This is a genomic window from Ancylobacter sp. VNQ12 (genome assembly GCF_049445835.1).
GTDB lineage: Bacteria > Pseudomonadota > Alphaproteobacteria > Rhizobiales > Xanthobacteraceae > Ancylobacter.
Genome location: NZ_JBMSDU010000007.1, coordinates 82,982 through 108,124 on the forward strand (window position 1 = coordinate 82,982; position 25,143 = coordinate 108,124).

Below are 25,143 nucleotides of genomic sequence, written 5' to 3' on the forward strand. Positions count from 1 at the left end.
CATGACGCCTCCCCCGGTTCTCCCCACCGCTGAAGAGCGCGCCGCCGATTGGTGGCGCACCGACATCATCGACATCGCCCCCGGCTCGATCCGCATGCGCGGCTACGCCATCGAGGAACTGATCGGCCGCGTCGATTTCCCCGCCATGATCTGGCTCATGCTGCGCGGCGAGCTTCCCTCGCCCGATCAGGCCGCGCTGCTCGCGGCCGCTTTGGTGGCCGGCGTCGACCACGGCCCGCATGCGCCCTCGATCGCGGTGGCGCGCATGGCGGCGACCTGCGGCATCGGCCTCAACAGCGCCATGGCCTCGGCCATCAACGTGCTGGGCGACGTGCATGGCGGCGCCGGCCAGCAATGCATGGAGCTCTATGCGCAGATCGACGCGCGGGTCCGGCAAGGCCTGCCGATCGAGGAGGCCGCCGCCGCCGAAATCGGCGACCGGCTGGCGCGCAAGGCACACATCCCCGGCTTCGGCCACCGGTTTCACCCGGTCGATCCGCGCAGCGGCCGGCTTCTGGCGCTCGTCGATGCCGCGAGAGACGGCGGCACGGTGTCGGGCCATTTCGCCGCCATCGGGCGGGCCGTCGAGCAGGCGCTCGCCGGCGCCAAGGGCAAGCGCCTGCCGATGAACATCGACGGCGCGACGGCGGTGGTATTCGCCGAACTCGGCTTCCCCGCCGCGCTCGGCCGCGGCCTGTTCGTGCTGTCCCGCTCCGTGGGCATCCTCGCCCATGCCTGGGAACAGAGCCAGCAGGGCGGGCGCATCAAGGGACCGATGCCGCCCTCCCTCGCCTATCGCTACACCGGTGTGCCCGCGCGTCCTCTCGGAGACGACCGCCGATGATGCCCGCGACGCCGCTCCTCCCTGCCCATCGCCCCCCGCCGCTCGCCGGCATCCGGGTGCTCGACTTCGGCCACACCGTCATGGGTCCGTGCTGCGCCATGATCCTCGCGGATCTCGGCGCCGAGGTCCTCAAGATCGAGCCGGCCCCCGGCGGCGACCCGACCCGTCATCTCAAGGGCTTCGGTACCGGCTATTTCGGCTATTTCAACCGCAACAAGCAGTCGATCGCCCTCGACCTCAAGAAGCCGGAGGGGCGCGCGATCGCGCTCGATCTCGTCCGGGGCGCCGACGTGCTGGTGGAGAACTTCGCGCCCGGAACGATGGAGCGGCTGGGCCTCGGCGCGGCAGAGCTCGAGGTGCTCAATCCGAAGCTGGTCTATGCCAGCCTGAAGGGCTTTCTCGACGGCCCCTATGTCAACCGCCTCGCCCTCGACGAGGTGGTGCAGATGATGTCCGGCCTCGCCTTCATGACCGGGCCGACCGGACGCCCGCTGCGTGCTGGAACCTCGGTGGTCGACATCACCGGCGCCATGTTCGCGGTGATCGGCATCCTCGTCGCCTTGCGCGACCGCGACCGCACCGGCCGCGGACAGAAGGTCGAGGCCGCCTTGTTCGAGACCACGGTGTTCCTCATGGGGCAGCACCTCTCCTATGCCGCGCAGTCCTCGGAGCCGTTGCGGCCGATGCCGGAGCGGGTCTCGGCATGGGCGATCTACGACACCTTCAAGGTGGCCGATGGCCGGCAGATCTTCGTCGGCGTCACCACGGACAATCACTGGGTGCGCCTGTGCGAGGAACTCAGGCGCCCCGACCTCGCCAATGACGCCTCGCTGCGGGCGAACAATGACCGCATCGCCGCCCGGCCGCGCCTGATTCCCCTCATCGCCGGGATATTCGCGGCGCTGTCGCTGGAGGAGGCGATGGAATTGTGCGAGCGCGCGCGCATTCCCTTCGCCCCGATCACCCGGCCGGAGGAGCTGTTCGACGACCCGCATCTGCGCGCCACCGGCGGCCTGATGGAGACGCAGCTGCCGAACGGCGTGCGCACCCGCCTGCCGCGCCTGCCCATCGGGCTCGATCAGGTCGATCTCGGCATCCGCGCCGACCCGCCGCAGATCGGCGAGCATAGCCTTGCGGTGCTGCAAGCCCTCGGCTTCGACGCCGCCGCCATCGACGGGCTCGTCGCGGGCGGTGTGGTCGTCGCCGGCACGCCGGCTGGGGCGCGGCAGGCGCAAACCGAAGGAGCCGACGCCTCAAGGGTCGCCTGACCCCCACCACGACCGTCACCCCAACGCGGGTGACGCACACGGAAAACAAGAGCGCACGGGCTCCAGCGAGCCACGTAGCGCCAGCACCTAGCGAAGAACGCAACAGGAGGAAACCAATGACCAACCTATCTCGCCGCGGGTTCAACGGCCTCGCCGCCACGGCCGCCCTCACGCTCTGCGCGCCGCGTCTGGCGCGCGCCGACGGCAAGACCGTCAACATCGCCATCCAGTACGGCTTCGGCTATCTGCCAATCATGGTGGCGAGCGATCTCGGCCTGTTCGGCAAGCACGCCGTACTGAAGGGCGAGAAGGACGCCACCTTCGCCATCACCCGGCTAAGCGGTTCGCCGGCCAGCATCGACGCATTGCTTGGCGGACGGGTCGACCTGTGTGCGCTGGGCCTGCCGGCCGCGCTCATCCTGTTCGACAAGACCCGCGCCTCGATGAAGGTCAAGGTGCTCGCCAGCGTCACCTGCACGCCCTACTCACTCTACACCAACAATCCCGCGATAAAGTCGATCGCCGATTTCGGCCCCGACGACCGCATCGCCGTCACCGCCGGCAATTCGCCGCAGGCCATCCTGCTGCGCATCGCGGCGGGCAAGCAGCTCGGCAATGTGGATGCCTTCAACACGCGGATGATCTCCCTGCCCCATCCCGACGCGGTTGTGGCGCTGACCGCCGGCAAGACCATCGCCGGCTATTTCTCCACCCCGCCCTTCAGCGGTTTCCTCGCCAAGGATCCCCAGGTCCACAAGATCCTCACCTCGACGGATATCCTCGGCAGCTCCCCGACTGGCGCGGTGCTGGCGGCCAAGGGTGACTTCGTTCAGGCCAACCCGGCCATCGCCGATGCCATCGTCGCCGCGCTTGACGAGGCCGACGCCATCATCGCCTCGGATCCCCGCAAGGCGGCAGAAATCTACCTGAAGCAGGAATCGTCCAAGCTCACCCTCGACGAGGTCGAGGCGCTGGTACGGGACCCCGTCGAGGTATTCTCGGTCGCGCCCAACGCGGTCATGGCCTTTGCCGACTTCCTCTACAGCCAGGGTGACATCAAGGCCCCGCTGGCCAAATGGCAGGACGCCTTCTTCCCCAATATCGCCGACCGAAAGGGGAGCTGACATGCTGTCGGTTGTCCCGCAGGAACTGGGGGATCGCCCCGCGCCCGTCGCACCGTTGCTGCAGGTGGATCGGGCGACGTTGCAGTACAAGACGCGCGACCATGTCGTGACCGCGACCTACAAGGTCTCCTTCGAGGTCTTCGCCGGGGACCGCTACATTCTGCTCGGCCCTTCCGGCTGCGGGAAATCCACCCTGCTGAAGGCCATCGGCGGCTTCCTGCCGCCGGTGGAGGGCGAGATCCGCCTCGGCGGCCGCAAGATCACCCGGCCCGGCGCCGACCGGATGATGGTGTTCCAGGAGTTCGACCAGCTGCCGCCCTGGCTCACCGTCATCGAGAACGTGATGTTCCCGATGCGCAAGACGGGGCGCTTTCCCGTGGCGGAACTGCGCGATCGCGCGCGGTCCGTCATCGAGAAGGTCGGCCTGTCGCGCTTCGAGAACGCCTACCCGCACACGCTCTCCGGCGGCATGAAGCAGCGCGTGGCGATCGCCCGCGCGCTGGCGATGGAACCGGCGGTGCTGCTGATGGACGAACCCTTCGCCGCGCTCGACGCGCTGACCCGCCAGCGCATGCAGCAGGAGCTGCTCGCGCTGTGGGACGATATCGGCTTCACGCTGCTGTTCGTCACCCATTCCATCGAGGAAGCCATTCTGCTCGGCAATCGCATCCTCGTTCTCACGCCGCATCCCGGCCAGGTCCGCGCGGAGCTCGACGCGGAAGCCTATGGCTTCGACCTACGCGGCAGCGCCGATTTCAACGGCCTCCAGCGCCGCATCAGCCACATGCTGTTCGGCGAGAAGGTTCAGGGGGTCTCCCATGAATAGCCCGCTCACACCGGCCATCGCGCGCGGAGCGTCGCGCCCCGAACTCGAATTCACCCCACTCGATTCCTCCGATGCCGGCCAGATCGAGCGTGAGCTCGGCATCGCCGAACGGCTCTACAATCTCACCTGGCTGCGCCGCGCCGGCGTGCTGGCGGTGCTCATCCTCGCGTGGGAACTCTATGCGCGCTATCTCGACAACGCGCTGCTGTTCCCGAGCTTCACCGACGTGCTGGTGGCCTGGTGGCACGGCGTGCTCAGCGGCGTCCTGCCGGCGCGCGTCTGGGGTTCGCTGAAGGTGCTGGTGGTGGCCTATGCGATCGCGGTGTCGCTGGCAGGCGTTCTCACCACGCTCGCCGTCTCGCATCGGCTGGGCACCGACCTGCTGATGACGCTCACCACCATGTTCAATCCGCTGCCGGCCATCGCCCTGCTGCCGCTGGCGATGCTCTGGTTCGGCCTCGGACCGATCAGCCTGATCTTCGTGATCGTCCACTCCGTCCTCTGGGCGGTGACGCTCAACACCCATACCGGCTTCCTCGCCACCAGCCAGACGCTGCGCATGGCCGGGCGCAATTACGGGCTCGAAGGCGTGCGGCTGGTGATCAACATCCTGATCCCGGCGGCCTTCCCCTCGATCCTCACCGGCCTGAAGATCGGCTGGGCCTTCGCCTGGCGCACGCTCATCGCCGCGGAACTGGTGTTCGGCGTCTCCGGCAGTTCAGGCGGACTCGGCTGGTACATCTTCGAGAACCGCAACGCGCTCGAAACCGCCAATGTCTTCGCCGGCCTCGCGACGGTGATCCTCATCGGCCTCTTCGTCGAAGGGGTGATCTTCGGCTTCATCGAGAATCGCACCGTCAAGCGGTGGGGCATGCAGCACTGAGCGGACACGCTCGCGGCATTCCCGGCGCCAATCGTCACCACGAGGTTAGACATGTTGCCCAAATGGAGCCGCGCGGCGGTTCTGCGCGAATACAAGGTGCCGCTCGCCATCGAGGAGGTGCAGGTTCCCCAGGAGATCGAGCCCGGCGCCCTGCTCACGAAGATCGACACCTGTACGGTCTGCGGCACCGACGTTCACCTCTGGCAGGGCTCGCTGACCCGCAAGGTCGACCTGCCGGTGATCATCGGGCACGAGATGTTGGGCCGGGTGATCGGCATCGGTTCTGGCGCGGAGCGCGACTCGCTCGGCGCGCCGCTGCGCATCGGCGACCGCATCACCTGGACGCGCACCCATTGCGGCTCCTGCTATTTCTGCACCGCGGCGCGCCAGCCCATCCTGTGCGAGAACGCCCGCGCCTATATGTATGAGAATGTCGAGCGCTACCCGTACCTGCTCGGCGGCTTCTCGGAATATGGCTACGTGCTGCCGGAGGCAGGCCGCGTCAAGGTGCCGGACGACGTCTCGAACGAGCTGGCGAGTCTGTCGAGCTGTGCATTCCGTTCGGTGATGAACGCCTTCGACGAGCTCGGCACCATCGCCACCACCGACACAGTTCTCATCCAAGGCTGCGGCCCTCTCGGGCTGCTGGCGGTCGCGGTGGCGAAAGTCTCCGGCGCCCGGCGGGTTATCGTCATCGGCGCCCCAGAGGCCCGGCTGGCGCTGGCCAGCGAATTTGGCGCCGACGTGATCCTCTCCGTCGAGGGCACCACCGCGGAGGAGCGCCGCGCGGCGGTACTCGACGTCTCCTCGGGCCGCGGCGCCGACATCGTGATGGAGTTCGCCGGCCAGCCCAGCGCCTTTCTGGAAGGGCTTCAGCTGGCGCGGCGAGGCGGGCGCTATGTGACGGTCGGCCTGCTCGGATCGGGGCAGATGACGTTCCAGCCCTCCATCATCACCACAAAGAACCTGCGCATCATCGGCTCACTGGGCGGCGAGGCGAAGGCGTACTGGAAGGCGCTGGATTTCATTGCCGCGCACCAGTCGCACATCCCCTTCCACCGCATCCTGTCGAACACCTACCAGCTCGACGAGGTCAACATCGCCCTCGAGCGGATGCGCCTGCAGCAGGAGGTGAAGCCGATCATCCAGATCGCGGGCTAAGTCGCTGCTCGACCGCGCAGGAGCACGAAGACGGCAAAGAGCGTGCAGATCGCGGCCGCGAAGAAGGCGAGCCCGTGCACGCTCAGCTCCATGGCGAAACCCGCCAGAACGGGGCCGAGCAACGCGCCAAATCCCCACACCAGCCCCATGGCGGCGTAGATGCCGATCAGCTCGGCACCCTGGAAGCGGCTGCCGACCACGGCGAGCATGATGGTGTAGATGCCGACGAACGCCCCGCCCCAGAGAAACAGCAGGCCATAAGTCAGCCACTCACTTCTCAGGGCCAGCGGCCAGACCAGCGCGCCGAGCGCCGCAAGCGCCCCAAGCGCGGCCACCAGCTTGACGCGGTCCACCTTGTCGCCCAGCCAGCCAATGGGCAGCTGGAGCAGGATGGCGCCGATCATCATGCAGGACATCAGGCTGGTCGCGCCGCTCTCCGCCCAGCCCAGATTGACGGCATAGATGGCGAGGAACGACAGGCCGGCCGTCTCGATCGCCGCATTGAGCATGGTGGCGAAAATCGCCACGGGCGCCAGCCGCATGAAGCGGATCGGGCTGCCGCTCGCCGGCTTATCGAAGTCCGGCGCCGCGACCCTGGGCGAGGCAACCAGCGTCGCCGCCAGCAGGGCGATCGCCGCGCCGACGAAATAGGCCGCATGACCGGTCGATCCCAGCACGGAAAGGATCGTCGGCCCGAGGGCGAAGCCTATGGAGAGGGCGGCGGTGTAGGTCGCCATGGCCCGCCCGCGCGTCGCCTCGGTGCTGAGGCTGTTGGTCCAGGCCTCCGACAGCACGAACAGGACTTCGGACGCCATGCCGAGCATCAGGCGGAGCAGGAACCACACCCATAGCAGCGGGAGGGCCGGAAAGGCCGTCAGTGCGGCCGCAGCAACGACGAGGGCCAGGATGACCAGCCGGCGAATGCCGAAAAAGGTCACGATGCGGGGTAGCGTCACCGCCGTGATGAGCACCCCGACGGCATGCATCGCCGCATTTGCGCCGATGACGGACTCGCTCAGCCCGCGCTCGACGAGATTGAGCGCAATGACCGCAGCACTCAGGCTGTAGGTCAGGCCGAACATCATCGCCGTGGCGATGACCGCGCCACGCGACAGCAAGTTGGATCCGGCGGTTTCGGGGGAAGCAGCCTGTTCTATGATGGGAGGACCCCGATGTTGTGGTCGCCGGCGCGCAGCCGCGCCAGGAAATCGGTGAAGCGCCGCGACCAGGAAAGTTCGCGTCGATCGACGAGTCGGGCAAGCACCCGCGCGTAATCGAGCACCAGGCCGGGCGTCCAGGTCATCGACATCGCCCGGCTGCGCACCATCGTCGCCGCCCACATGTCCGGGTTCACCAGCAGCCGGATCAGGCACAGCCATGGCCGGCGCCGCGCGAGCGAGCCCTCCAGTGCCGCGTCGAGCGCGGCGGCCACGACGACCGAGCAGTTGCGGTTGGCCAAGTTGTATGTCGCGTCCTGCCGATAGCCGGTCCAGAAGGCGTTCAGGCGGCGTGGGCTGAAATTGTGAAAGACGACATGCGCGTCGGCGGGGCACCAGTCCGCCACCTCCTCGGCATAGGAGGCGAGGAAGCGGCCGGGAATATTGTTCGCCGCGCCGGCATGAAGCCCATTCACGCCAATGGCGGTCTCCGTTGCCGGATAGTGACTGATATAGAGGTTAGGCGCCATCTCCAGCGAGGCGTGACCCGCCGACAGATTACCGTCCGAGCCGATGGCGACGAGATAGCGGTCGATGATTGGCCGCCGCTCCCGCGCATTGGCGGAAGCCGCCGGGGTCCAGATATGGACAATGAGCGGCGCGTCGCCCTCACGCCGCGCCGGCTCCTCGCCGATCAGCACCGGCGCGTGATCGTACCAGCCCCGGCCGGCGAAGACGGGCAGCATCAATATCGCCACCTCGTCCTCCAGCGTCCGCAGCAACAGGCCGAAACGCAGCATCAGCCATCCCGACAGCCCGATGAAGAGGCCGACGCAGAGCGGAACGTTCTGATGGTGCGGCAGCGGCCAGTCGGCCAGCAGCAGCGTCGTCAGCATCAGTTCGCCAAGCCCGCAGGCCGCGATGAGCCGCCAGCCGGGAAAGCGGAAGATCAGCGCCGAGGCGAGCCGGATCGATCCGTCCAGCGCAAAGGCCAGGGCGAAAAACAGGGCGAGGTGCCAGTCGCTCTGGAACAGGGCGGCGAGGATCAGCGCTCCGGCGAGCACGAGGCCGGCCCCTCTCAGCAAGGCGAAGCGCTGGCCTGTCGCGTCGCGCGCGACCAGAAACGCCGCCAGGCCGCCACCGATGAAGACCAGCCCCAGCGCGCCATAGGCGATGAGCGCGACGGTATGCATCACATCGATGGCGAGCAGGGCTCCCAGCCCGATGAGCACGGTGCCGGCGGCCGCCAGCATGTACCAGCGCGAACGGAACGCGTCCGGACCGATCAACACGAACGCCAGCTTCAACACGCCCCGACCCCGACAACCCGGCGGACGCGCCGCGCCAATCGGCGTGGCGCGTCAACCCTGTAGTGACGCTACTATAGCAAGAGCATGGGAAATCCGTCCCTGATCACATTTCCCCGGTTGAATCCGACCCGCGCCGAGAGGGGGATCCGATTCGACATCCGGCGGTCAGCGGCAGGGCGAGCAGCATGAGGCTAGCCTCCATGCGTGGTGCGGCTTTGCCGACCAAGAGGCCGCCAGCGCTCAGTTGCCCCGCGCGCCCTCGACGATCCCCGTCACCGCGCGGGTGATGGCGTCGGCATGCGCGGAAAGCGGACCCTTGAGCCGCCCATAAAGCGCGAACACCGCTGGCTGCACCACGCAGCCGAGCGCCATGGCACCAGCCAGGCTGGCGCGGTCGGCAGAGAGCCCCGCGCCGCGCAGCAGCAGCAGCGCCACCGCCTCGACGACATTGGCCTCCGGCACCTCCGGCACATGGCGCAGATGGTCGTGCTGGTGGATGAGCAGATAGGCGAACAGCGCCGGCTCCTCATCGAACAGCCGACAGGCGAGCGCCACCACCTCCTTCAGCTTTTCAGGCAAGGGGACGGCGCGCGCATCGACGGCGCAGATTTCGGCGGCAAGCGCCGCGTAATGCGAGAGGAAAAGCTCGCGCGCCAGCTCCTCCTTGGAAGGAAAGTGCCGGTAGAGCGCGCCCTCGCTCAGCCCTGCGCGCAGGGCGATGTCGCGCACCGAGGTGCCGTCGACGCCCTTCTGCGCGAACAGCACCAGCGCCTCCTGTTCGATGCGCGCCCGCGTCGCCGTGCCGTCGCGGCCGCGGCGCGGGGCCACCGCGCGGGCCGCGCGACGGGGCGGCGCGGGAATGCCGCGCGCGGTCATTCCCCGCCTGCCCCCACCGCCTGGCCGCGCGCCGCGATGGCCTCCAGCGCAATCACCCGCGCGCGGGTGAAGTCCACCTTGCCGGAACCGAGCAGCGGCAGTTCTTCCATCGGCAGGATCTCGGCCGGAATCATCAGCTCGGTGACGCCGAGCTCGCGTCCATGCGCCTGCAGCGCCGCCCGCGTGAGGTCGGGAGCGGTGGTGAGCAGCAGGATGCGCTCGCCGCGCTTGGCATCCGGCACCGTGACCGCGACATGCTCGGCATCGGGCCGCAGTGCCGACACCATGGCATCGATCGCGGCGAGCGAAATCATTTCGCCGGCTATCTTTGCAAAGCGCTTGGCACGGCCGCGAATGGCGACGAAGCCGTCCTCGTCCAGCGCGACGATGTCGCCGGTGTCGTACCAGCCATTTTCCGGCGGCTCGAGCACGCCCGGCGCCTCCGGACGCAGATAGCCGAGCATGACGTTCGGCCCGCGCACGTTGAGCCGACCACCCTCCGCGATGCCCGGCACCGGCTCCAGCGCGTGGTGGATACCCGGCAGCAGCCGGCCGACCGTGCCGGCGCGGTTGAACATCGGCGTATTCACTGCCAGCACCGGCGAGCATTCGGTGACGCCGTAGCCTTCCAGTATGCGGTGACCGAACTTCTCCATCCACATGCGCCGCGTCTCGGCCTTCACCGGCTCGGCCCCCGCCACCACGAAGCGCAGCGAACGGAAGTCATAGGGGTTGGCGGTGCGGGCATAGCCCATAAGGAAAGTGTCGGTGCCGACGATGGCGGTGGCGTTGGTGGCGTAGACCAGTTCCGGAATGATCCGGTAGTGCAGCGGCGAGGGGTAGAGGAAGCATTTCAGCCCCGAGACCATGGGCAGCACCAGCCCGCCGGTGAGCCCGAAGGAATGGAACACCGGGAGCACGTTGAACATGATGTCGGCGGGCGAGAAATCGATGCGCGCCGCTACCTGCGCCACATTGGTCAATATGTTGCGGTGGGAGAGCACCACGCCCTTCGGAGAGCCCTCGGAACCCGAGGTGAACAGGATGAAGGCCGGCGCGTCCGGATCGGCGGGCTTGGGCGCGCGGCCCGGCAGCAGGGCGCGCAGCTTGTCTGGGGTGGTGACGCCGGCGCGGATGTCCTCGCTCATCCACACGCGCACATGCTTGGAGAGCTCCTCGACCTCCGCTTCCAGCTTTGCCTTCTCGACGAAGACGCGCGAGCAAATGACGGTCTTCACCTCCGCCGCCTTGCAGGCAGCGACGAGGTTCACCGCGCCGGCGGTGTAGTTGAGCATCACCGGCACGCGGGCGTGGCGCAGCAGGCCCATCAGCACCACGGCGACACCGGCGGCGTTGGGCAGCAGCACGCCGACCTTCTCACCGCGCTCCGTCTCCACGGCGAGCTTGTCGCCGAGGATCTTCGCTCCCATCAGCAGCTTGCGGTAGCTGAGCGAGGTGCCGAGCGGGTCCTCGACCACGATCCGGCTCTTGCCGAGGCGTTCCGCCGCCTCCACGACCGCTTGGTAGATGGTGAAGTTGGTGTGGGCGGTCTCGAACATCAGGTCGGACATGATGTCGTAGAGTGCCGCACCCGCCACGCGGCGCCGCTTGCGGCCGAACAGTTCCGGATCGACCTCGATGCGCCGGGCCGGCAGGATGGTCACCCGCACCTTGGGAAATAGCCGCTTGCGCGTCTGGTCCGGCGTCAGGCGGGAGAAATAGGTCCGCTCCAACCCCTCGATGCGCACCGGCACGATCGGCGCCTCGGCCTTGTCGGCCACCAGCGCCGAGCCGTCATAAATCTTCATGATCGAGCCGGTGACGGTGATGCGCCCCTCTGGGAAGATTACCAGCCGCTCGCCCTGCTGCACCAGCTTGATCAGGTCGCGCGTCGCCAGCGGGCGGGTCGGGTCGAGCGGGAAGGCCCGCACCAGCTTGAGGAAGGGCTTGATCCACCAGCGCTGGGCGATGCCGGCATCCACCGCAAAGATGGGGTCGTGCTCCAGCAGCGCCATGATCAGCGGCGCATCAAGGAAGCTCACATGGTTGATAGCGATAACCGAGCCGGGGCCGGCGGCCTTCAGGTGCTCGGCCCCCTTCACCTCGACGCGGAACAGGAAGCGGAAGACGAGGCGGATCAGGTCGCGCAGCACATGGCCCTGGAAGGCGCGCCCGACCAGCACCGCCACGACGAGGCTCAGCACGCCGATCAGCAGCAGCAATGCCGGCGCGCCCACGCCCGCCATCTGCAGCCCGGCCACCACCACGGCACCGACGACCATGAAGGCGGCGTTCAGCACATTGTTGCCGGCGATGACACGGGCCCGGCGCTCCTCCCCCGCCTCGACCTGAATGAAGGCAAAGGTCGGCACGACGAAGGCGCCACCCGCCGCCGCGATACCCATCAGGCCAAGCGCGGTGTGGAAGCCGGCGGCAGAGAACAGGAACTCGTGCCAGCCCACGCCGACGCCGGAGGGCGCCATGGTCTCCAGATAAAGCCCGAGATAGATCCCGAAGCCGCCCATCAGCACGCCCGCAAAGGGCACCAGCGCCAGCAATATGCGCCCCTCGGATGCCTTGGCCGCCAGCGTCGAGCCGATGGCGACGCCGATGGTGAACAGCACGAGGAACAGCGTGACGATGCTCTCGCCGCCGCCCACATTCTCCTTCACCAATGTCGGCAACAGCGAGAGCACCACCGCGCCGACCAGCCAGAACCAGGAGACGATGAGCGCACCGCGCCAGACATTGGTCTGCGTGTGCAGTTCGCGCAGCAATGCCATGGTGCTGCGCCAGATATTGGTGTCGATCTTGAGATCCGGCGCGCCCTCGACCGTGTGCGGGATGGCGCGCGCGCTGAGCCAGGAGATCACCGCCAGCACGAAGGTGACGCCGGCTACCGACCAGTCCCCGGTATGGGTGATGGCCAGCCCGCCCGCCACCGTGCCGCCGAGGATGGCGGCGAAGGTCGCCATCTCCACCAGCGCGTTGCCGGAAACCAGTTCGTCGCGGGCGAGATGGTCGGGCAGGATGCCGTATTTCACCGGCCCGAACAGCGCGCTGACGCAGCCCATGAGGAACAGGCCGAGGAACAGCATGGGCAGCGAGCCCAGGACGAAGCCGGAGGAGGCGACCAGCACGATCCAGATCTCGGCGAACTTCACCCGCCGGGCGATCAGCGACTTGTCGTAGCGGTCGGCGATCTGGCCGCCGAAGCTGGAGAGCAGGAAGAAGGGCAGGATGAACACGCCGCCCGCCAGCGTCACCAGCGCGCCGCCATGGGTCTCGCCGAGCCCGTAGAGGATCAGCAGCGCCATCGCGTTCTTCACGAAATTGTCGTTGAAGGCGGAGAAGAACTGGCACCAGAACAGCGGCGCGAAGCGCCGTGCCGACATGAGCCGCGTGAACACCGACCATTCTCCCCGATCTTATGTTAGTGAACGATCACTTACATAAGATCGACGCAACGTCAAGCGCCCGCGTGGCACGGTGGAGCGCGGAGACACAACAGTGAGATAACGGTCTAGACGAACACGCCCGCCAGCGCGGCGAGCAGCAGGGTGCCGTCATGTACGGCAAGCTGGAGGCGCGAAGGCATGCCCGCCTCGTGCAGGCGCAGCGTGGCCCCGAGCGTCGCCAGCGACCAGCCGGCGCCGACCAGCAGGAAGGCCACCGCGATGCCGGCGACGTCGGGGGCGAACCGCACCGCCAGCGCCGAGCCGATGCAGAGCGCGAGGGCCGTCAGCGCAAGCGGCCCAGAGCCGAGGCGGCGCGCCAGCAGGCCGCCGGCCAGCGCGGGCGCATACATAGCCACCACATGCCAGGCAACGAAGCCGGAGATCAGCGGCACGCCGATGCCGCAGCCGGCAAAGGCCAGTGGCGCTCCCGCCATGGCCGAGGTCATCGCGCCCCAGGCGAGCGCACCAATGAGCGTCGGCCCGACCAGCGCCGTCCAGCCGAGCCGGCGCGGCGACGCGACGTCGCCCATCGCCTCCACCGTCAGCTCGGCATGGGAGAAACGCGCTTCCGGCAGGCTGACCGCGAAGGCCAGCGCGCCGAGCTGCGCCAGCGCGGCGAGAACGAGCGTTCCGGCGAAGGTGTAGGGGACCGCGAGCGCCTCCGCCTCGCCCGCCAGCACGGGGCCGACCAGCCCGGCCAGCGCGCCGGCGCCGAGCAGATGCGCCACCGCAGCGCCCTGCCCACCGGCTCCCGCGCCGAAGGCGGCGGCATGACGGTAGAACAGGCCGAAACCCTGCGCCGCGCCGAGCCAGGCGGCCCCCAGCACCAGCATCGGGAAGGCGGCGATCATCATGGCATAGGCGGCGATCAGCCCGCCGGCGACGCCCAGGCTCGCACCCAGCGCGAAGCCGGCGCGGCGACCGAAGGCATCCAGCAAGAAGCTCGCCGGCAGGCTCGCCGCCGCCGCCCCGGCCAGAAACGCCGCCAGCGGCAGCGCCGCCAGTTCGGGACGCGGCGCCAGCATGGCCCCGGCCAGCGGCAGCACGCCGAGCGTCAGCGCCTGCGCCAGCACCACCAGCGCGAAACCCGCCGCCAGCCGCCCCGCACCGAAGCGCCGCCGCAACGCGCGCGGCGCATCCTCCGGGCAGGCGCAGCCCAGCCGACCGGCCCGCGCCTGTTCATCCGCCGCGAAGAAGTCGCCCGCGCTCATTTGCGCCCCGGCGCCGAAGCCGGCACGTCCGCGAGATCATCGTCGCTGAGCACGCGCACCGCCGCGCCTTCGATGTCCTCGTACTGGCCCGAGCGCAGCGACCACATGAAGGCGGCAAGGCCCATGAGGCCAAGGCTCAGCGCCGCCGGAACGAGATAAAGCAGAACGCTCATGCGACCTCCTTGGCGCCCGTGCGGGCGCGCAGCGCGTTCAGCGTCACGATCACCGACGAGCCGGACATGGCCAGCGCGGCGATCAGCGGCGTGACATAGCCGCCAATGGCCAGCGGCACCGCGATGAAATTATACACCACCGCGATCATCAGGTTCTGCCGCATCAGCCCGCGGGCCTTGGCCGCCACGCCGAGCGCGATCGCCACCGGCTCCAGCCGGTCGCCGAGGAACACCGCGTCGGCATGGGCGCGCGTCACATCCGCCGCCGTGATCGGCGAGAGCGAGACATGGGCGGCGGCGAGCGAGGGCGCGTCGTTCAGCCCGTCACCGACCATCAGCACGCGCCGACTCTCGCCGGAAAGGCTTTCCAGCACGGCGATCTTGTCGGCGGGACGCGCCTGCGACCACCAGTCCTCCACGCCCAGCGCCTGCGCCACCGGCGCCACCGCCGCCGCGCGGTCGCCGGAAAGGATGACGACGCGCTTGCCCTGGCGCTTCAACCCGTCCACCACCGCCTTGGCATCCGGCCGCAGCACCTGCCGCAATTCGATCAGCGCGCGCGCCTCGCCCAGCCGCACCGCGACCAGCGAGGCATCGGGCGCGGCCAGGGGCACAAGCTCCTCGCAGCCGCAAAAGGCGGGACTGCCCAGCCGGGCCTCAACGCCGTCGACAAATGCCTCGACGCCCGCGCCGGGCACCTCGCGCGCCGTGCCCACCGGCGGCGCGTCCGGCCGCGCCGCCGCGATGGCCCGCGCCAAGGGATGCGTACTGGCATGGGCGAGCCACGCCGCAACATTGAGCAGGCCGTCCGGCAGCGTGTCCGCATTGACGACCGCCGGCTCGGGCAAAGTGAGCGTGCCGGTCTTGTCGAAGGCGACGGCGTCCACCTCGGCCAGCCGCTCGAAGGCGTCACCGGCATTGAGCAGGATGCCGGCCCGCATCAGCGTGCCGGCCGCCACCACCTGCACCGCCGGTACGGCCAGCGCCAGCGCGCAGGGACAGGTGATGATCAGCACCGCCACCGCGATCAGCACGGCCTGATGCACCGAGGCGCCGGCGATCAGCCAACCGATGAGCGACAGCAGGGCGGTGGCGTGTACCACCGGCGCATAGAGCCGTGCCGCCCGGTCGGCGAGGCGGACATAGCGCCCGCGCGCGGTCGCGGCCTTGTCGAGCAGCCGCTCGATCTCGTTGATGAAAGTGTCCTCGCCGACCGCCGTGGTGCGGAGCCTGAGCACGCCGTCATGCGCCAGCGAGCCCGCATGAACGGTATCACCGGCCACTACCGCGCGCGGCAGCGTCTCGCCGGTGATCAGGCTCTCGTCGACCGAGGCGGTGCCGGACAGCACCACACCGTCGACCGGCGCGCGTTCGCCCGCGCGCAGCATCACCTCGTCGCCCGGCCGCACGGCTGCGGCAGGCACGGTGACCAGCGTGCCATCGGGCGCGATACGATTGGCGCTCACCGCCTTCAGTGCCGCGAGATTGCCCGCCTCCGCCCGCGTGCGCCGGCGCATGGCATGGTCGAGGTAGCGGCCCGTGAGCAGGAAGAACAGCAGCATCACCGCCGAATCGAAATAGGCATGCTCGGCATGGTTCAGCGTCTCGTAGACCGACACGCTGAGCGCCAGCAGCACCCCAAGCGAGATCGGCACGTCCATGTTGAGCGAACGCGATTTCAGCGCCCGCAGCGCACTCTGGAAGAAGGGCTGGCCGGCATAGGCGGCGGCCGGCAGCGCGATCAGCGCGGAGAGCCAATGGAACAGGTCGCGCGTTTCCGGCGTGATGTCGCTGGCATTGCCCGACCACACCGACACCGACAGCAGCATGATGTTCATCATGGCGAAGCCAGCGACGCCGAGACAGCGCAGCAGGTGACGCGAGGTGGCGTGCTCGATCGCCTCCAGCCGGTCGGCCTCGAAGGGATAGGCACGGTAGCCGATGCGCCCCAGCGCGTTCAGCACCTCGCCGGGGCGGGGTTCCGCGCCCGCATTCCAGCCGATGGTGAGCCGGTGCGTGGTGTAGTTCAGCCGCGCCCGCGCCACGCCCGGCAGCGCCTCGGACGTGTCCTCGATCTCGTCGATGCAGGCGGCGCAGTCGATGCCCTCCACCGCGAAGGCCATCTCCTTCTGCCCGCCCGCGTCCTCGCGCAGGAACAGCGAATAGTCCTGCGCGGCAGGCTCGGGCGCCTCGAGCGCCCCACCGCGGACAGGGAAGGCGATGACCTCGGCGCTCATGAGCGACAGCCCCTACCGTACCAGCACGCGGTTGGTGGAGCGGAACAGGCGCTCACCCTCGCGGCTGAACTCGATGACGAGCTCCCACTGGCCGGACTTCACCTCGTCGCTTGCGCGCCACTGCCCGGCCGCCACCTTCTCCGGATCCAGCATCACGTCGAACCGGCGGTCGGTCGGGTGATGCAGCGCGGCGGTCAGCACGACATCGGTGAGAGGACGCCCCTGCGCGTCACGGGCGGTGATATCGAGCCGGCCGGGCTCGATATGCGCTTCCACCTGCCAATGCAGCGTCGCCTGCGCAGCGGCGGCCTCGCTCTCCTGCCGGAAGGCGAGGCCCGCCTTGTAGGAGCTCTCCGTCTCCACCCCGCCGAAGCTGGTGATCGCCGCACGCACCAGGAAGAAATTGGCGGCGAAGACGATGCCGAAGAAGGCGATGAAGCAGGCGAGCACCGTACGGCCGGTGATGGCCCGGCCGGGATGGTGGTCGAGGTCGCCGGAAAGGGGCGCGGCCATGCTGTCCTCCGGGTTCAGGGACCCTTGAAGTGGTCAGGTGCCGACGACATCTCGCCACCGGCGACATCGGTGATGTGGAAGGTGACGTCGAGCGAGGCGTTGGCCGGCAGCCTGGCGTGGGTGGAGACCAGCACGCGCACCTCATAGGTCTGGTCGGGACCGACCTCGACCACGGGGCGGCCGTCCTCGACCGTCGACACCGCGCCGGTAATGTCGACCTTGGCGTCCGGCACGCCTTCGACCGCGATGGCGAAGCGGCGCGGCATCGACTGCTTGTTGACCAGACGCAACGTGTAGGCGTTGCGGATCGAGCCGTCGGACAGCCGCACAAAGAGCGGGTTGCGGTCGTGGATGACGGCAACGCCTTCCGAGCCGCGAGTTGCCAGCGCTGCGACCATGACGCCGCCGATGACGACGATCAGCGCGGCATAGAGCACGGTGCGGGCGCGGATGAACTTGTGCACCGGCGGCAGGCCCTCGACCCGCCGCTGCACGTTCATCTCGGTGTCGTAGGCGATCAGCCCGGTCGGACGGCCGACCTTGTTCATCACCGTGTCGCAGGCATCGATGCACAGGCCGCACTGCACGCAGGCGAGCTGGCTGCCGAGGCGGATGTCGACGCCGGTTGGGCAGGCGGCGACGCATTGGCGGCAATCGACGCAATCGCCCGCCGGCAGGCCCTGGAGCTTCAGCGCCTCGGTCTTCTTGAGCGAGCCGCGCGGCTCGCCACGATCATAGCGATAGGTGACGTTGTAAGCGTATTCGTCGGTGAGCGCGGCCTGGATGCGCGGCCAGGGGCACATATAGGTGCACACCTGCTCGCGCATATGGCCGGCGAAGATATAGGTGGTGAAGGTGAGGATGCCGATCCACAGATAGGCGACCAGCGGCGCCTGCCCCTTCAGCAACTGCATGGTCAGGGTGGGCGCATCGGCGAAATAGAGCACCCAGGCGCCGCCGGTCCACCAGGCGAGCATCAGCCAGAGGAAGTGCTTGGAGACGGTCTCGAACGCCCGCTGCGCCTTCGAGGCGGTCTTCAGCTTCTCACGGCGCTGGCGTGGATCACCCTCGACCATGCGCTCGATGGCCTGGAACAGATCGGTCCACACGGTCTGCGGGCACAGATAGCCGCACCACAGCCGGCCGGCGACCGCGTTCATCAGGAACAGCGTCAGCGCAGCGAGGATGAGCAGGCCGGTGACGTAATAGATTTCCTGCGGCCAGATCTCGATGAAGAAGAAATAGAAGCGGCCGTTCACCAGGTCGACCAGCACCGCCTGCGAGGGCGCGTTCGGCCCGCGGTCCCAGCGCAGGAAGGGCGTCAGGTAGTAGATGCCCAGCGTGATCAGCAGCAGCGTCCACTTGATGCGGCGGAACGTGCCATGCACGGCAATCGGATAGATTTTCCGCCGTGCCTCATAGAGCGGAGCGTCATCCTCGCCCTGAACCGGTTGCACCTTGGTCGCCACGTTCATTTCAATCCCCGAACCTCGGACAGCTCCTTGTAAGTCGTCGAAACTACGCCTTCGATCCGGGCGTTGCCGGGCGGGAAAATGCTTATGCGGCGGCGCGCCGCTGGGGCGCCCCGCCGCTGAGGCGTGCTGCCGCAGGGGGCGCCGGAGCTTCGATAGACGTCATCCCGGACGGCCAAAGGGCGATCCGGGATGACGTGACACGACTCTGGGCGATCCCGGCTCTACGGCTTCGCCTCGGGCGGGGAGGACGACGCCTCCCGCCTACTGGCCGCCGCCCAGCGAGTGGACATAGACGGTGAGCGCCTTGATCGTGCTGCCGTCGAGGCGGCTGGACCAGGCCGGCATGATGCCGGCGCGGCCATTGGTGATGGAGGCGATCACGCTGTCGCGGTCGGAACCGTAGAGCCAGATGCCGTCCGTCAGGTTCGGCGCGCCGAGCTCGGGATTGCCCTTGCCCTCGTCGCCATGACAGGCGGCGCAGTTGGCGGCGAACACTTCCTTGCCCTGGGCGAGGTCCGGCGTCACTCCGGCAGGAACCGGCAGGTTCGACAGCGAGCGCACATAGTCCGCCACCGCCACGATCTCCGGCCGCTGCAGGACGCCGTCGCGGCCGAAGGCCAGCATGTCGCCGACATGCGCCTCCGCATCGGTCGAGCGGATGCCGTGCAGGATGGTCTGCTGGACCTGTTCCAGCGAGCCGCCCCACAGCCAGTCGTCGTCGTTCAGGTTCGGATAGCCGCGCGAGCCGGCGGCACCCGAGCCGTGGCACGGCGCGCAATTGTCGCCGAACGCCGCCCGGCCCTGCGCGCGGGCGAAGGACAGCAACTCCGGATTGGCCTCGATCTGCTCCAGCGAGGCGGCGGCCAGCTTGTCGGCGAATACGGCGCGCTGGGCGCGCAGGTCGGCGAGCTGCACCTGCACCGCGTCGCGCGACTTCCAGCCGAGCACGCCGTAGGTATAGCTGGAGACCAGCGGCCAGGCCGGATAGGCGACCCAGTAGAGCACCGACCAGACGATGCAGACATAGAAGGTCCACAGCCACCAGCGCGGCAAGGGATTGTTCAGTTCGCGGATGCCGTCCCACTCGTGGCCGGTCGTCGAGACGCCGGTGACGGCGTCGACTTCGTTCTTGTGCGCATGAGGCGCATGAATGTCGGCCATGGTCTCAGTCCTCGCTCAGAGGCAGGCGGGCGGCTTCTTCGAACTGCTGCTTGCGGCTCGGGGAGAGCGCGTAGATCAGCACGCACAGGAAGATGCCGACGAAGTAGAGGAGTCCCCAGGTCTGGGCGAACTCCGCGAAGGCGCGATAGGTCTCGTTCATCTCATGCCTCCTCAGCGAATGTTCGCTTTGTCGTCGTAGAGCTTGAAGTCGACCATGGTGCCGAGCGCCTGGAGATAGGCGATCAGCGCGTCGGCTTCGGACACGACCTTCGGGTTGCCGTCGAAATCGCGCAGCTGCGCGCCGGGATAGCGCTTCTGCAGTTCGGCCGCGTCGCCGTCCGGGGTCGCCTGCAGGCGCAGGTCCGCGATGGCGCCCTCGACCATTTCCGGCGAGTAGGGCACGCCGAGCAGCGCATTGACCTGCAGGTCCTCGCCGATGTTCTCATATTTCAGCGCGGTCTTCGCGAGGAAGGGATAGCCCGGCATGATCGAGCCCGGCACCACCGAGCGCGGATCGGCGAGGTGCTGGCGCTGCCATTCGTCGGAATACTTGTTGCCGACCCGGGCGAGGTCCGGCCCGGTGCGCTTGGAACCCCACTGGAACGGGCGGTCGTACATGCTCTCGGCCGCCAGCGAGTAGTGGCCGTAGCGTTCCACCTCGTCGCGCAGCGGGCGGATCATCTGCGAGTGGCAATTGTAGCAGCCCTCGCGGACATAGATGTTGCGCCCCGCCAGCTCCAGCGGCGTCCAGGGACGCACGCCGGAGACCTTCTCGATGGTGCTCTTCAGGTAGAAGAGCGGCACGATCTCGACGAGACCGCCGATCGCGACGACCAGCAGGATGCCGATCACCAGCCAGATCGAGTTCTTCTCGAGGAAGGCATGCTTGGCCCAGAGGGACTTCTTGGTTGCGGCTGCCTCAGCCATGATGGTGTCCTCACTCAGCCGGCACGAGGGAAGGGGTGGCCCGCGCGCCGGTATCGACTTCGGCCGTGCCGGGCTGGCGGATGGTCATGTAGACGTTGAAGGCCATGATCAGCCCGCCGATCAGGAACAGCACGCCGCCCAAAGCGCGGATGATGTAGAACGGGTGCATCGCCTCGACGGTTTCTATGAACGAGTATTCGAGGAAGCCGAGCGAGGTGTAGGCGCGCCACATCAGGCCCTGCAGGATGCCCGCCACCCACATCGCCGAGATGTAGAAGACGATGCCGATCGTCGAGATCCAGAAATGCCAGTTCACCAGCTTGAGCGAATAGAGCTCGCGCTTCTGCCACAGCCACGGCACCAGGCAGTAGATGGCGCCGAAGGAGATGTAGGCGACCCAGCCCAGCGCGCCGGAATGCACGTGGCCGATGGTCCAGTCGGTGTAGTGGGACAGCGAGTTCACCGCCTTCACCGACATCAGCGGACCCTCGAAGGTCGACATGCCGTAGAAGGCGACCGATACCACCATCATGCGCAGCACCGGGTCGGTGCGCAGCTTGTCCCAGGCGCCGGAAAGCGTCATCAGGCCGTTGATCATGCCGCCCCAGGAGGGCATCCACAGCATGATCGAGAAGGTCATTCCCAGCGTCTGTGCCCAGTCCGGCAGCGCGGTGTAGTGCAGGTGATGCGGGCCGGCCCAGATGTAGAGGAAGATCAGCGCCCAGAAGTGGATGATCGACAGCCGGTAGGAATAGACCGGCCGGTCGGCCCGCTTGGGGATGAAGTAGTACATGATGGCGAGGAAGCCGGCGGTCAGGAAGAAGCCGACCGCGTTATGGCCGTACCACCACTGCACCATCGCGTCCTGCACGCCCGACCAGACGATGTAGGACTTGGGCGAAAACACCGACACCGGCACGGTGGCGTTGTTGCCGAGATGCAGCATGGCGATGGTGACGATGAAGGCGAGGTAGAACCAGTTCGCCACGTAGATGTGCGGCTCCTTGCGGCGCCAGATGGTGGCGAGGAACACCAGCAGATACGTCACCCACACGATGGTCAGCCACAGGTCGGCATACCATTCCGGCTCGGCGTATTCCTTGCTCTGGGTAATTCCGAGCAGATAGCCCGTGCCGGCGATGACGATGAAGAAATTGTAGCCCAGCACCACGAACCACGGCGCGAGATAGCCGGCGAGCCGGGCGCGGGAGGTGCGCTGCACCACGTAGAACGAGGTGCCGATCAGCACGTTGCCGCCGAAGGCGAAGATCACCGCGGAGGTGTGCAGCGGGCGCAGCCGGCCGAAGGCGGTCCAGGGCAGATCGAAGTTCAGCGCCGGGAAGGCGAGCTGGAAGGCGATGATGACGCCGATCAGGAAGCCGGCGATGCCCCAGAACACCGCCGCGATGGTGGCAAACTTGACCGGGCCGAAATTGTAGTTTGGCTTGCCGTCGATCTCCAGCGCCGGCAGCGCGGCGGGGCGCTCGACATAGCGGTTGAGGATGACGAACACCGTCGCCAGGCTCGCGAAGGCCGAGAGATAGGCATGGAAGGCATAGGCGCTGTCCTGCGCCTTGGCCGCCACGGTGATGCAGCCCAATGCCAGGAGAGTGAAGACAACGGCGAGCCCTCCCTCGCCAAAGGTCAGGCTCTTCTGCACGCTCTTGACGGCGGCGTAGCTATCCGGTTCCGACATGCGACCCTCCACGCCCCGATCGGTTCGCTTTGGCAAATCGATCTGGAACGACTCCATTTTTCCGGGTCGACCATTCGCGCTACGGCGCTGTCTCAACCTTGATTCACATCAAGTCTAAGGGTCTTCACGGACCCGCGAGCGCAGTGGCGGAATGACGCGGCGACGCACCGCGCCGATGCCCGCCGGTATTCCTTGAGGGAGAAGGGCCGCCGCCTCCCCTTGCAGGCCCTCGCCGATGGCGTCTAAGAGGGAGCGACGCGCCCCCGCTTTCGGGCGCCCGAGGACACGATTACGCATGATCCGGTTCCTGCTGCGTTTCATCGGCATGTGGCTGCTGGCCGGCGGCTTCGTCGCGCTGGTGCTCGACGGCGTGCGCTCCATCGCCTCGTCGGAGATCGTGATGACGCCGCTCGGCGTCGCCTGGCTCGCCACCAGCGAGGACAGCCTCGCGCATGTGCAGGAGCTGATGACGCAGAAGCTGCCGGCCGGAAGCTGGGACCTCGTCATGGCCCCGCTGCTGCAGGCACCGCTCTTCGCGGTGCTCGCGGTGCTCGGCCTGCTGCTCATGCTGATCGGCCGGCGCAAGGAAAAGCGCGGCGCCACGATCTGAGGCCACGCGTTCGCACGACCAAGGCTGCCCACCCCCTCGTATCCCGGCGCCCCAATGCCTACATTGGGGACATCCAATCGAGGGACGACACATGTTCTTCTTCAAGAAGAGTCTCGACCTGCCCACGCCCGAGCAGGCGCTGCCGGGCCGCGCGCAGCCGATCCCCACCGCCGCGCGCCATTTCGTCAACGGCAACGCACTCAAGGGCCCCTACCCCGAGGGCTTTGAGACCGCGATCTTCGCGCTGGGCTGCTTCTGGGGCGCGGAACGCAAGTTCTGGCAGACGCCCGGCGTGTATGTGACAGCGGTCGGCTACATCAACGGCATCACGCCGAATCCGACCTATGAGGAAACCTGCACCGGCCTCACCGGCCATACCGAGGCGGTGCTGGTGGTCTACGACCCCGCCAAGGTCAGCTACGAGCAGCTGCTCAAGTTGTTCTGGGAGAGCCACGACCCGACCCAGGGCATGCGCCAGGGCAATGATGTCGGCACCACCTACCGCTCCGGCATCTACCTGACCTCGCCCAAGCAGCGCGCGCCGGCCGAGCGCAGCAAGGCCGCCTATGATGGGGCGCTGAAGGCCAAAGGCTTCCCGGCGATCACCACCGAGATCGTCGACGCCCCGACCTTCTATTTCGCCGAGGCGCACCACCAGCAATACCTCGCCAAGAACCCGAACGGCTATTGCGGGCTCGGCGGCACCGGCGTCTCCTGTGCCCTAGGCACCGGCGTCAACGTGTGAATGTGTGAGGGCGGCGGTGTTGACTGCCGCCCGGCTTCCCCGAGGGGTGTCTATTTTTGGTCGCATCGCCCCGGCGCCTTCCGCCGGGCAAGCACGGGGCTGTAACCTGGGTCTACCCTAACGTAGCCCCAGGGAACGCCGTGACCATCTCCCGCCATCTGCATCTCCGTTCCGGCGTCGCCGCTGTCGTTGCACTGTTGCTGCCGCTGGCCGGCAGTGCAGCGCAGGCCCAGCAACCGCAGTTGCCGCCGGCCCTGCGCGACGCGCGTTATTGCGAGATCGTGCCCATCCACGTGACGCTCGATGGGCTCAGGGCCTCGGTCTACAACACGCTCGGCTTCGACGACTGTCCGGCCGACAAATGGGAGGCGCTCACGCGGCGCGAGCTGCTGGGTGCGTTCGAGACCCTCGCCGTGGTGATGAATGGCCCGCGCCATTTCCTCATGGACGGCATCGTCGCCGCCGGCGCGACCAAGACCGGCGAGGTAATCACGGTTGGCGGCATCAAGCTGGCCAAGCGCGCTGAGGTCTCGCTCTCGCTGCACCAGGCCATGGGACCTGCCTTCACCGAACAGACGATCGAACGCGAGACGACCTATCGTTTCGACGCCGGCAAGCCGGTCTTCCAGCTCACCGGGCCGGATGGCGCGGTCTATGTGATGCAGTCCTATGCGCAGATCGTCGATCCGGCGCTCGCCTACGCGGACCTCCCGGGCCTCGGCGCCAGGCTGAAGCTGCCGGCCGGCTGGAGCTACAGCACGCACACGCCGGACAAGGACCTGCTGCTCTCCGCCACCGGCACGGCGACCGTCATTCAGGACGATCTGAAAAACACCTATCAGAAGATGATGCCGAACTGAGCGCGTCGCGGGGACTTGCCGTCGGCCCGGCGGCGTGTCACCCCTCTCGCATCCGCGAGAGGAACCGGGCGCCGCGCATGGAAAAACTGATCGAACGCTTCATCTTCGTCAGTCGCTGGATCATGGCGCCGTTCTATATCGGCTTGGTGATCGCGCTGCTCGTACTGCTGTTCAAGTTCGGCGCCGAGCTGTTCCATTTCGTCACCCACGCCGTGCAGTACGACGAGAGCGACACCATCCTCGGCATCCTGTCGCTGATCGACCTCGCCTTCACCGGCAGCCTCGTCATCATCGTCATCTTCTCAGGTTACGAAAACTTCGTTTCCAAGATCGACGCCGAGGGCCATGCCGACTGGCCGGAATGGATGACCAAGGTCGATTTCGCCGGTCTGAAACAGAAGCTGCTCGCTTCCATCGTCGCCATCTCGGCCATCGCGCTCCTGAAAGCCTTCATGAATCTCGACCGCGGCGTGGACGAGAAGCAGCTGACATGGCTGGTCATCATCCATGTCGTGTTCGTGCTGTCCGGCGTGGTGCTGGCCTGGACCGACCGGCTGTCGGAAAAGCAGCATTGATATTTCCGTGACATCGCTGTTTATTGATTTCAATAAACATAGTTTTTGTGTGA

The 25,143-nt window shown here is 67.6% G+C and carries 23 protein-coding genes; 10 read left to right on the forward strand and 13 right to left on the reverse strand.

The genetic code is table 11. The annotated features are described in order from the left end of the window. Position 1: 1 nt before the first annotated feature. From ACO2RV_RS12035 to ACO2RV_RS12060, 6 genes are all read left to right on the forward strand, one after another. A complete protein-coding gene (locus ACO2RV_RS12035; RefSeq protein ID WP_423293182.1) occupies positions 2–844 on the forward strand; it encodes a citryl-CoA lyase in 843 nt (280 codons plus the stop codon). Further along, positions 841–2,112, forward strand: coding sequence for a CaiB/BaiF CoA transferase family protein (locus tag ACO2RV_RS12040; protein ID WP_423293184.1), 1,272 nt, complete (start codon positions 841–843; stop codon positions 2,110–2,112). Before ACO2RV_RS12035 ends, ACO2RV_RS12040 begins: the two co-directional genes overlap by 4 nt. Positions 2,113–2,228: 116 nt before the next feature. Further along, positions 2,229–3,236 (forward strand): ABC transporter substrate-binding protein, encoded by a 1,008-nt coding sequence (locus tag ACO2RV_RS12045; RefSeq protein WP_423293186.1) that lies wholly within the window; start codon positions 2,229–2,231, stop codon positions 3,234–3,236. Position 3,237: 1 nt separating this feature from the next. Further along, positions 3,238–4,062, forward strand: a complete 825-nt coding sequence (locus ACO2RV_RS12050; protein WP_423293188.1) for an ABC transporter ATP-binding protein — start codon at positions 3,238–3,240, stop codon at positions 4,060–4,062. After that, on the forward strand, positions 4,055–4,945 hold the full coding sequence (locus ACO2RV_RS12055) for an ABC transporter permease (protein ID WP_423293190.1): 891 nt from the start codon (positions 4,055–4,057) through the stop codon (positions 4,943–4,945). Before ACO2RV_RS12050 ends, ACO2RV_RS12055 begins: the two co-directional genes overlap by 8 nt. A gap of 51 nt (positions 4,946–4,996) precedes the next feature. Beyond that, complete coding sequence (locus ACO2RV_RS12060; protein ID WP_423293192.1) at positions 4,997–6,106, forward strand: zinc-binding dehydrogenase; 1,110 nt, start codon at positions 4,997–4,999, stop codon at positions 6,104–6,106. On the opposite strand, the gene ACO2RV_RS12065 is transcribed toward ACO2RV_RS12060, so the two are convergent. The 13 genes from ACO2RV_RS12065 to ccoN form a co-directional block, all read right to left on the reverse strand. Continuing rightward, positions 6,103–7,224, reverse strand: a complete 1,122-nt coding sequence (locus ACO2RV_RS12065; RefSeq protein ID WP_423293194.1) for an MFS transporter — start codon at positions 7,222–7,224, stop codon at positions 6,103–6,105. The two genes, ACO2RV_RS12060 and ACO2RV_RS12065, sit on opposite strands and share 4 nt — an antisense overlap. A gap of 35 nt (positions 7,225–7,259) precedes the next feature. Further along, on the reverse strand, positions 7,260–8,573 hold the full coding sequence (locus ACO2RV_RS12070) for a protease (protein WP_423293196.1): 1,314 nt from the start codon (positions 8,571–8,573) through the stop codon (positions 7,260–7,262). A 240-nt stretch (positions 8,574–8,813) separates the two neighbouring features. Then, complete coding sequence (locus tag ACO2RV_RS12075; protein WP_423293198.1) at positions 8,814–9,449, reverse strand: TetR/AcrR family transcriptional regulator; 636 nt, start codon at positions 9,447–9,449, stop codon at positions 8,814–8,816. After that, positions 9,446–12,859 (reverse strand): acyl-[ACP]--phospholipid O-acyltransferase, encoded by a 3,414-nt coding sequence (locus tag ACO2RV_RS12080; RefSeq protein ID WP_423293200.1) that lies wholly within the window; start codon positions 12,857–12,859, stop codon positions 9,446–9,448. Before ACO2RV_RS12080 ends, ACO2RV_RS12075 begins: the two co-directional genes overlap by 4 nt. 113 nt (positions 12,860–12,972) lie before the next feature. After that, a complete protein-coding gene (locus ACO2RV_RS12085; RefSeq protein ID WP_423293202.1) occupies positions 12,973–14,118 on the reverse strand; it encodes an MFS transporter in 1,146 nt (381 codons plus the stop codon). After that, positions 14,115–14,291, reverse strand: coding sequence for a cbb3-type cytochrome oxidase assembly protein CcoS (gene ccoS, locus ACO2RV_RS12090; RefSeq protein ID WP_423293204.1), 177 nt, complete (start codon positions 14,289–14,291; stop codon positions 14,115–14,117). The genes ACO2RV_RS12085 and ccoS overlap by 4 nt, the downstream gene beginning before the upstream one ends. Continuing rightward, entirely contained in the window at positions 14,288–16,528 is a 2,241-nt protein-coding gene (locus tag ACO2RV_RS12095; RefSeq protein WP_423293206.1) for a heavy metal translocating P-type ATPase, read from the reverse strand. The genes ccoS and ACO2RV_RS12095 overlap by 4 nt, the downstream gene beginning before the upstream one ends. 12 nt (positions 16,529–16,540) lie before the next feature. Continuing rightward, positions 16,541–17,041 (reverse strand): FixH family protein, encoded by a 501-nt coding sequence (locus tag ACO2RV_RS12100; protein WP_423293208.1) that lies wholly within the window; start codon positions 17,039–17,041, stop codon positions 16,541–16,543. Positions 17,042–17,055: 14 nt separating this feature from the next. Then, positions 17,056–18,516, reverse strand: a complete 1,461-nt coding sequence (gene ccoG / locus ACO2RV_RS12105; RefSeq protein WP_423293210.1) for a cytochrome c oxidase accessory protein CcoG — start codon at positions 18,514–18,516, stop codon at positions 17,056–17,058. A gap of 261 nt (positions 18,517–18,777) precedes the next feature. After that, positions 18,778–19,677: a cytochrome-c oxidase, cbb3-type subunit III gene (gene ccoP / locus ACO2RV_RS12110; protein WP_423293212.1), complete on the reverse strand. Its 900-nt coding sequence runs from the start codon at positions 19,675–19,677 to the stop codon at positions 18,778–18,780. Between the two features lie 4 nt (positions 19,678–19,681). Further along, the gene (locus ACO2RV_RS12115; protein ID WP_423293214.1) at positions 19,682–19,837 is read right to left on the reverse strand and encodes a cbb3-type cytochrome c oxidase subunit 3; all 156 of its coding nucleotides are present in this window, start codon (positions 19,835–19,837) and stop codon (positions 19,682–19,684) included. A gap of 11 nt (positions 19,838–19,848) precedes the next feature. Beyond that, positions 19,849–20,604 (reverse strand): cytochrome-c oxidase, cbb3-type subunit II, encoded by a 756-nt coding sequence (gene ccoO, locus ACO2RV_RS12120; RefSeq protein WP_423293216.1) that lies wholly within the window; start codon positions 20,602–20,604, stop codon positions 19,849–19,851. A 10-nt stretch (positions 20,605–20,614) separates the two neighbouring features. Further along, the gene (ccoN, locus tag ACO2RV_RS12125; protein ID WP_423293218.1) at positions 20,615–22,300 is read right to left on the reverse strand and encodes a cytochrome-c oxidase, cbb3-type subunit I; all 1,686 of its coding nucleotides are present in this window, start codon (positions 22,298–22,300) and stop codon (positions 20,615–20,617) included. 295 nt (positions 22,301–22,595) lie between these two features. Between ccoN and ACO2RV_RS12130 the strand changes: the two genes are divergently transcribed. The 4 genes from ACO2RV_RS12130 (at position 22,596) to ACO2RV_RS12145 (ending at position 25,090) form a co-directional block, all read left to right on the forward strand. Continuing rightward, a complete protein-coding gene (locus tag ACO2RV_RS12130; RefSeq protein ID WP_423293220.1) occupies positions 22,596–22,910 on the forward strand; it encodes a hypothetical protein in 315 nt (104 codons plus the stop codon). Between the two features lie 91 nt (positions 22,911–23,001). After that, positions 23,002–23,655 carry a peptide-methionine (S)-S-oxide reductase MsrA gene (msrA, locus tag ACO2RV_RS12135; RefSeq protein ID WP_423293222.1) on the forward strand — a complete coding sequence of 218 codons (654 nt, stop codon included), beginning with the start codon at positions 23,002–23,004 and terminating at the stop codon, positions 23,653–23,655. A gap of 140 nt (positions 23,656–23,795) precedes the next feature. Then, positions 23,796–24,515: a hypothetical protein gene (locus ACO2RV_RS12140; protein WP_423293224.1), complete on the forward strand. Its 720-nt coding sequence runs from the start codon at positions 23,796–23,798 to the stop codon at positions 24,513–24,515. Positions 24,516–24,592: 77 nt separating this feature from the next. Continuing rightward, positions 24,593–25,090 carry a TIGR00645 family protein gene (locus ACO2RV_RS12145; protein ID WP_423293226.1) on the forward strand — a complete coding sequence of 166 codons (498 nt, stop codon included), beginning with the start codon at positions 24,593–24,595 and terminating at the stop codon, positions 25,088–25,090. Positions 25,091–25,143 lie beyond the last annotated feature (53 nt).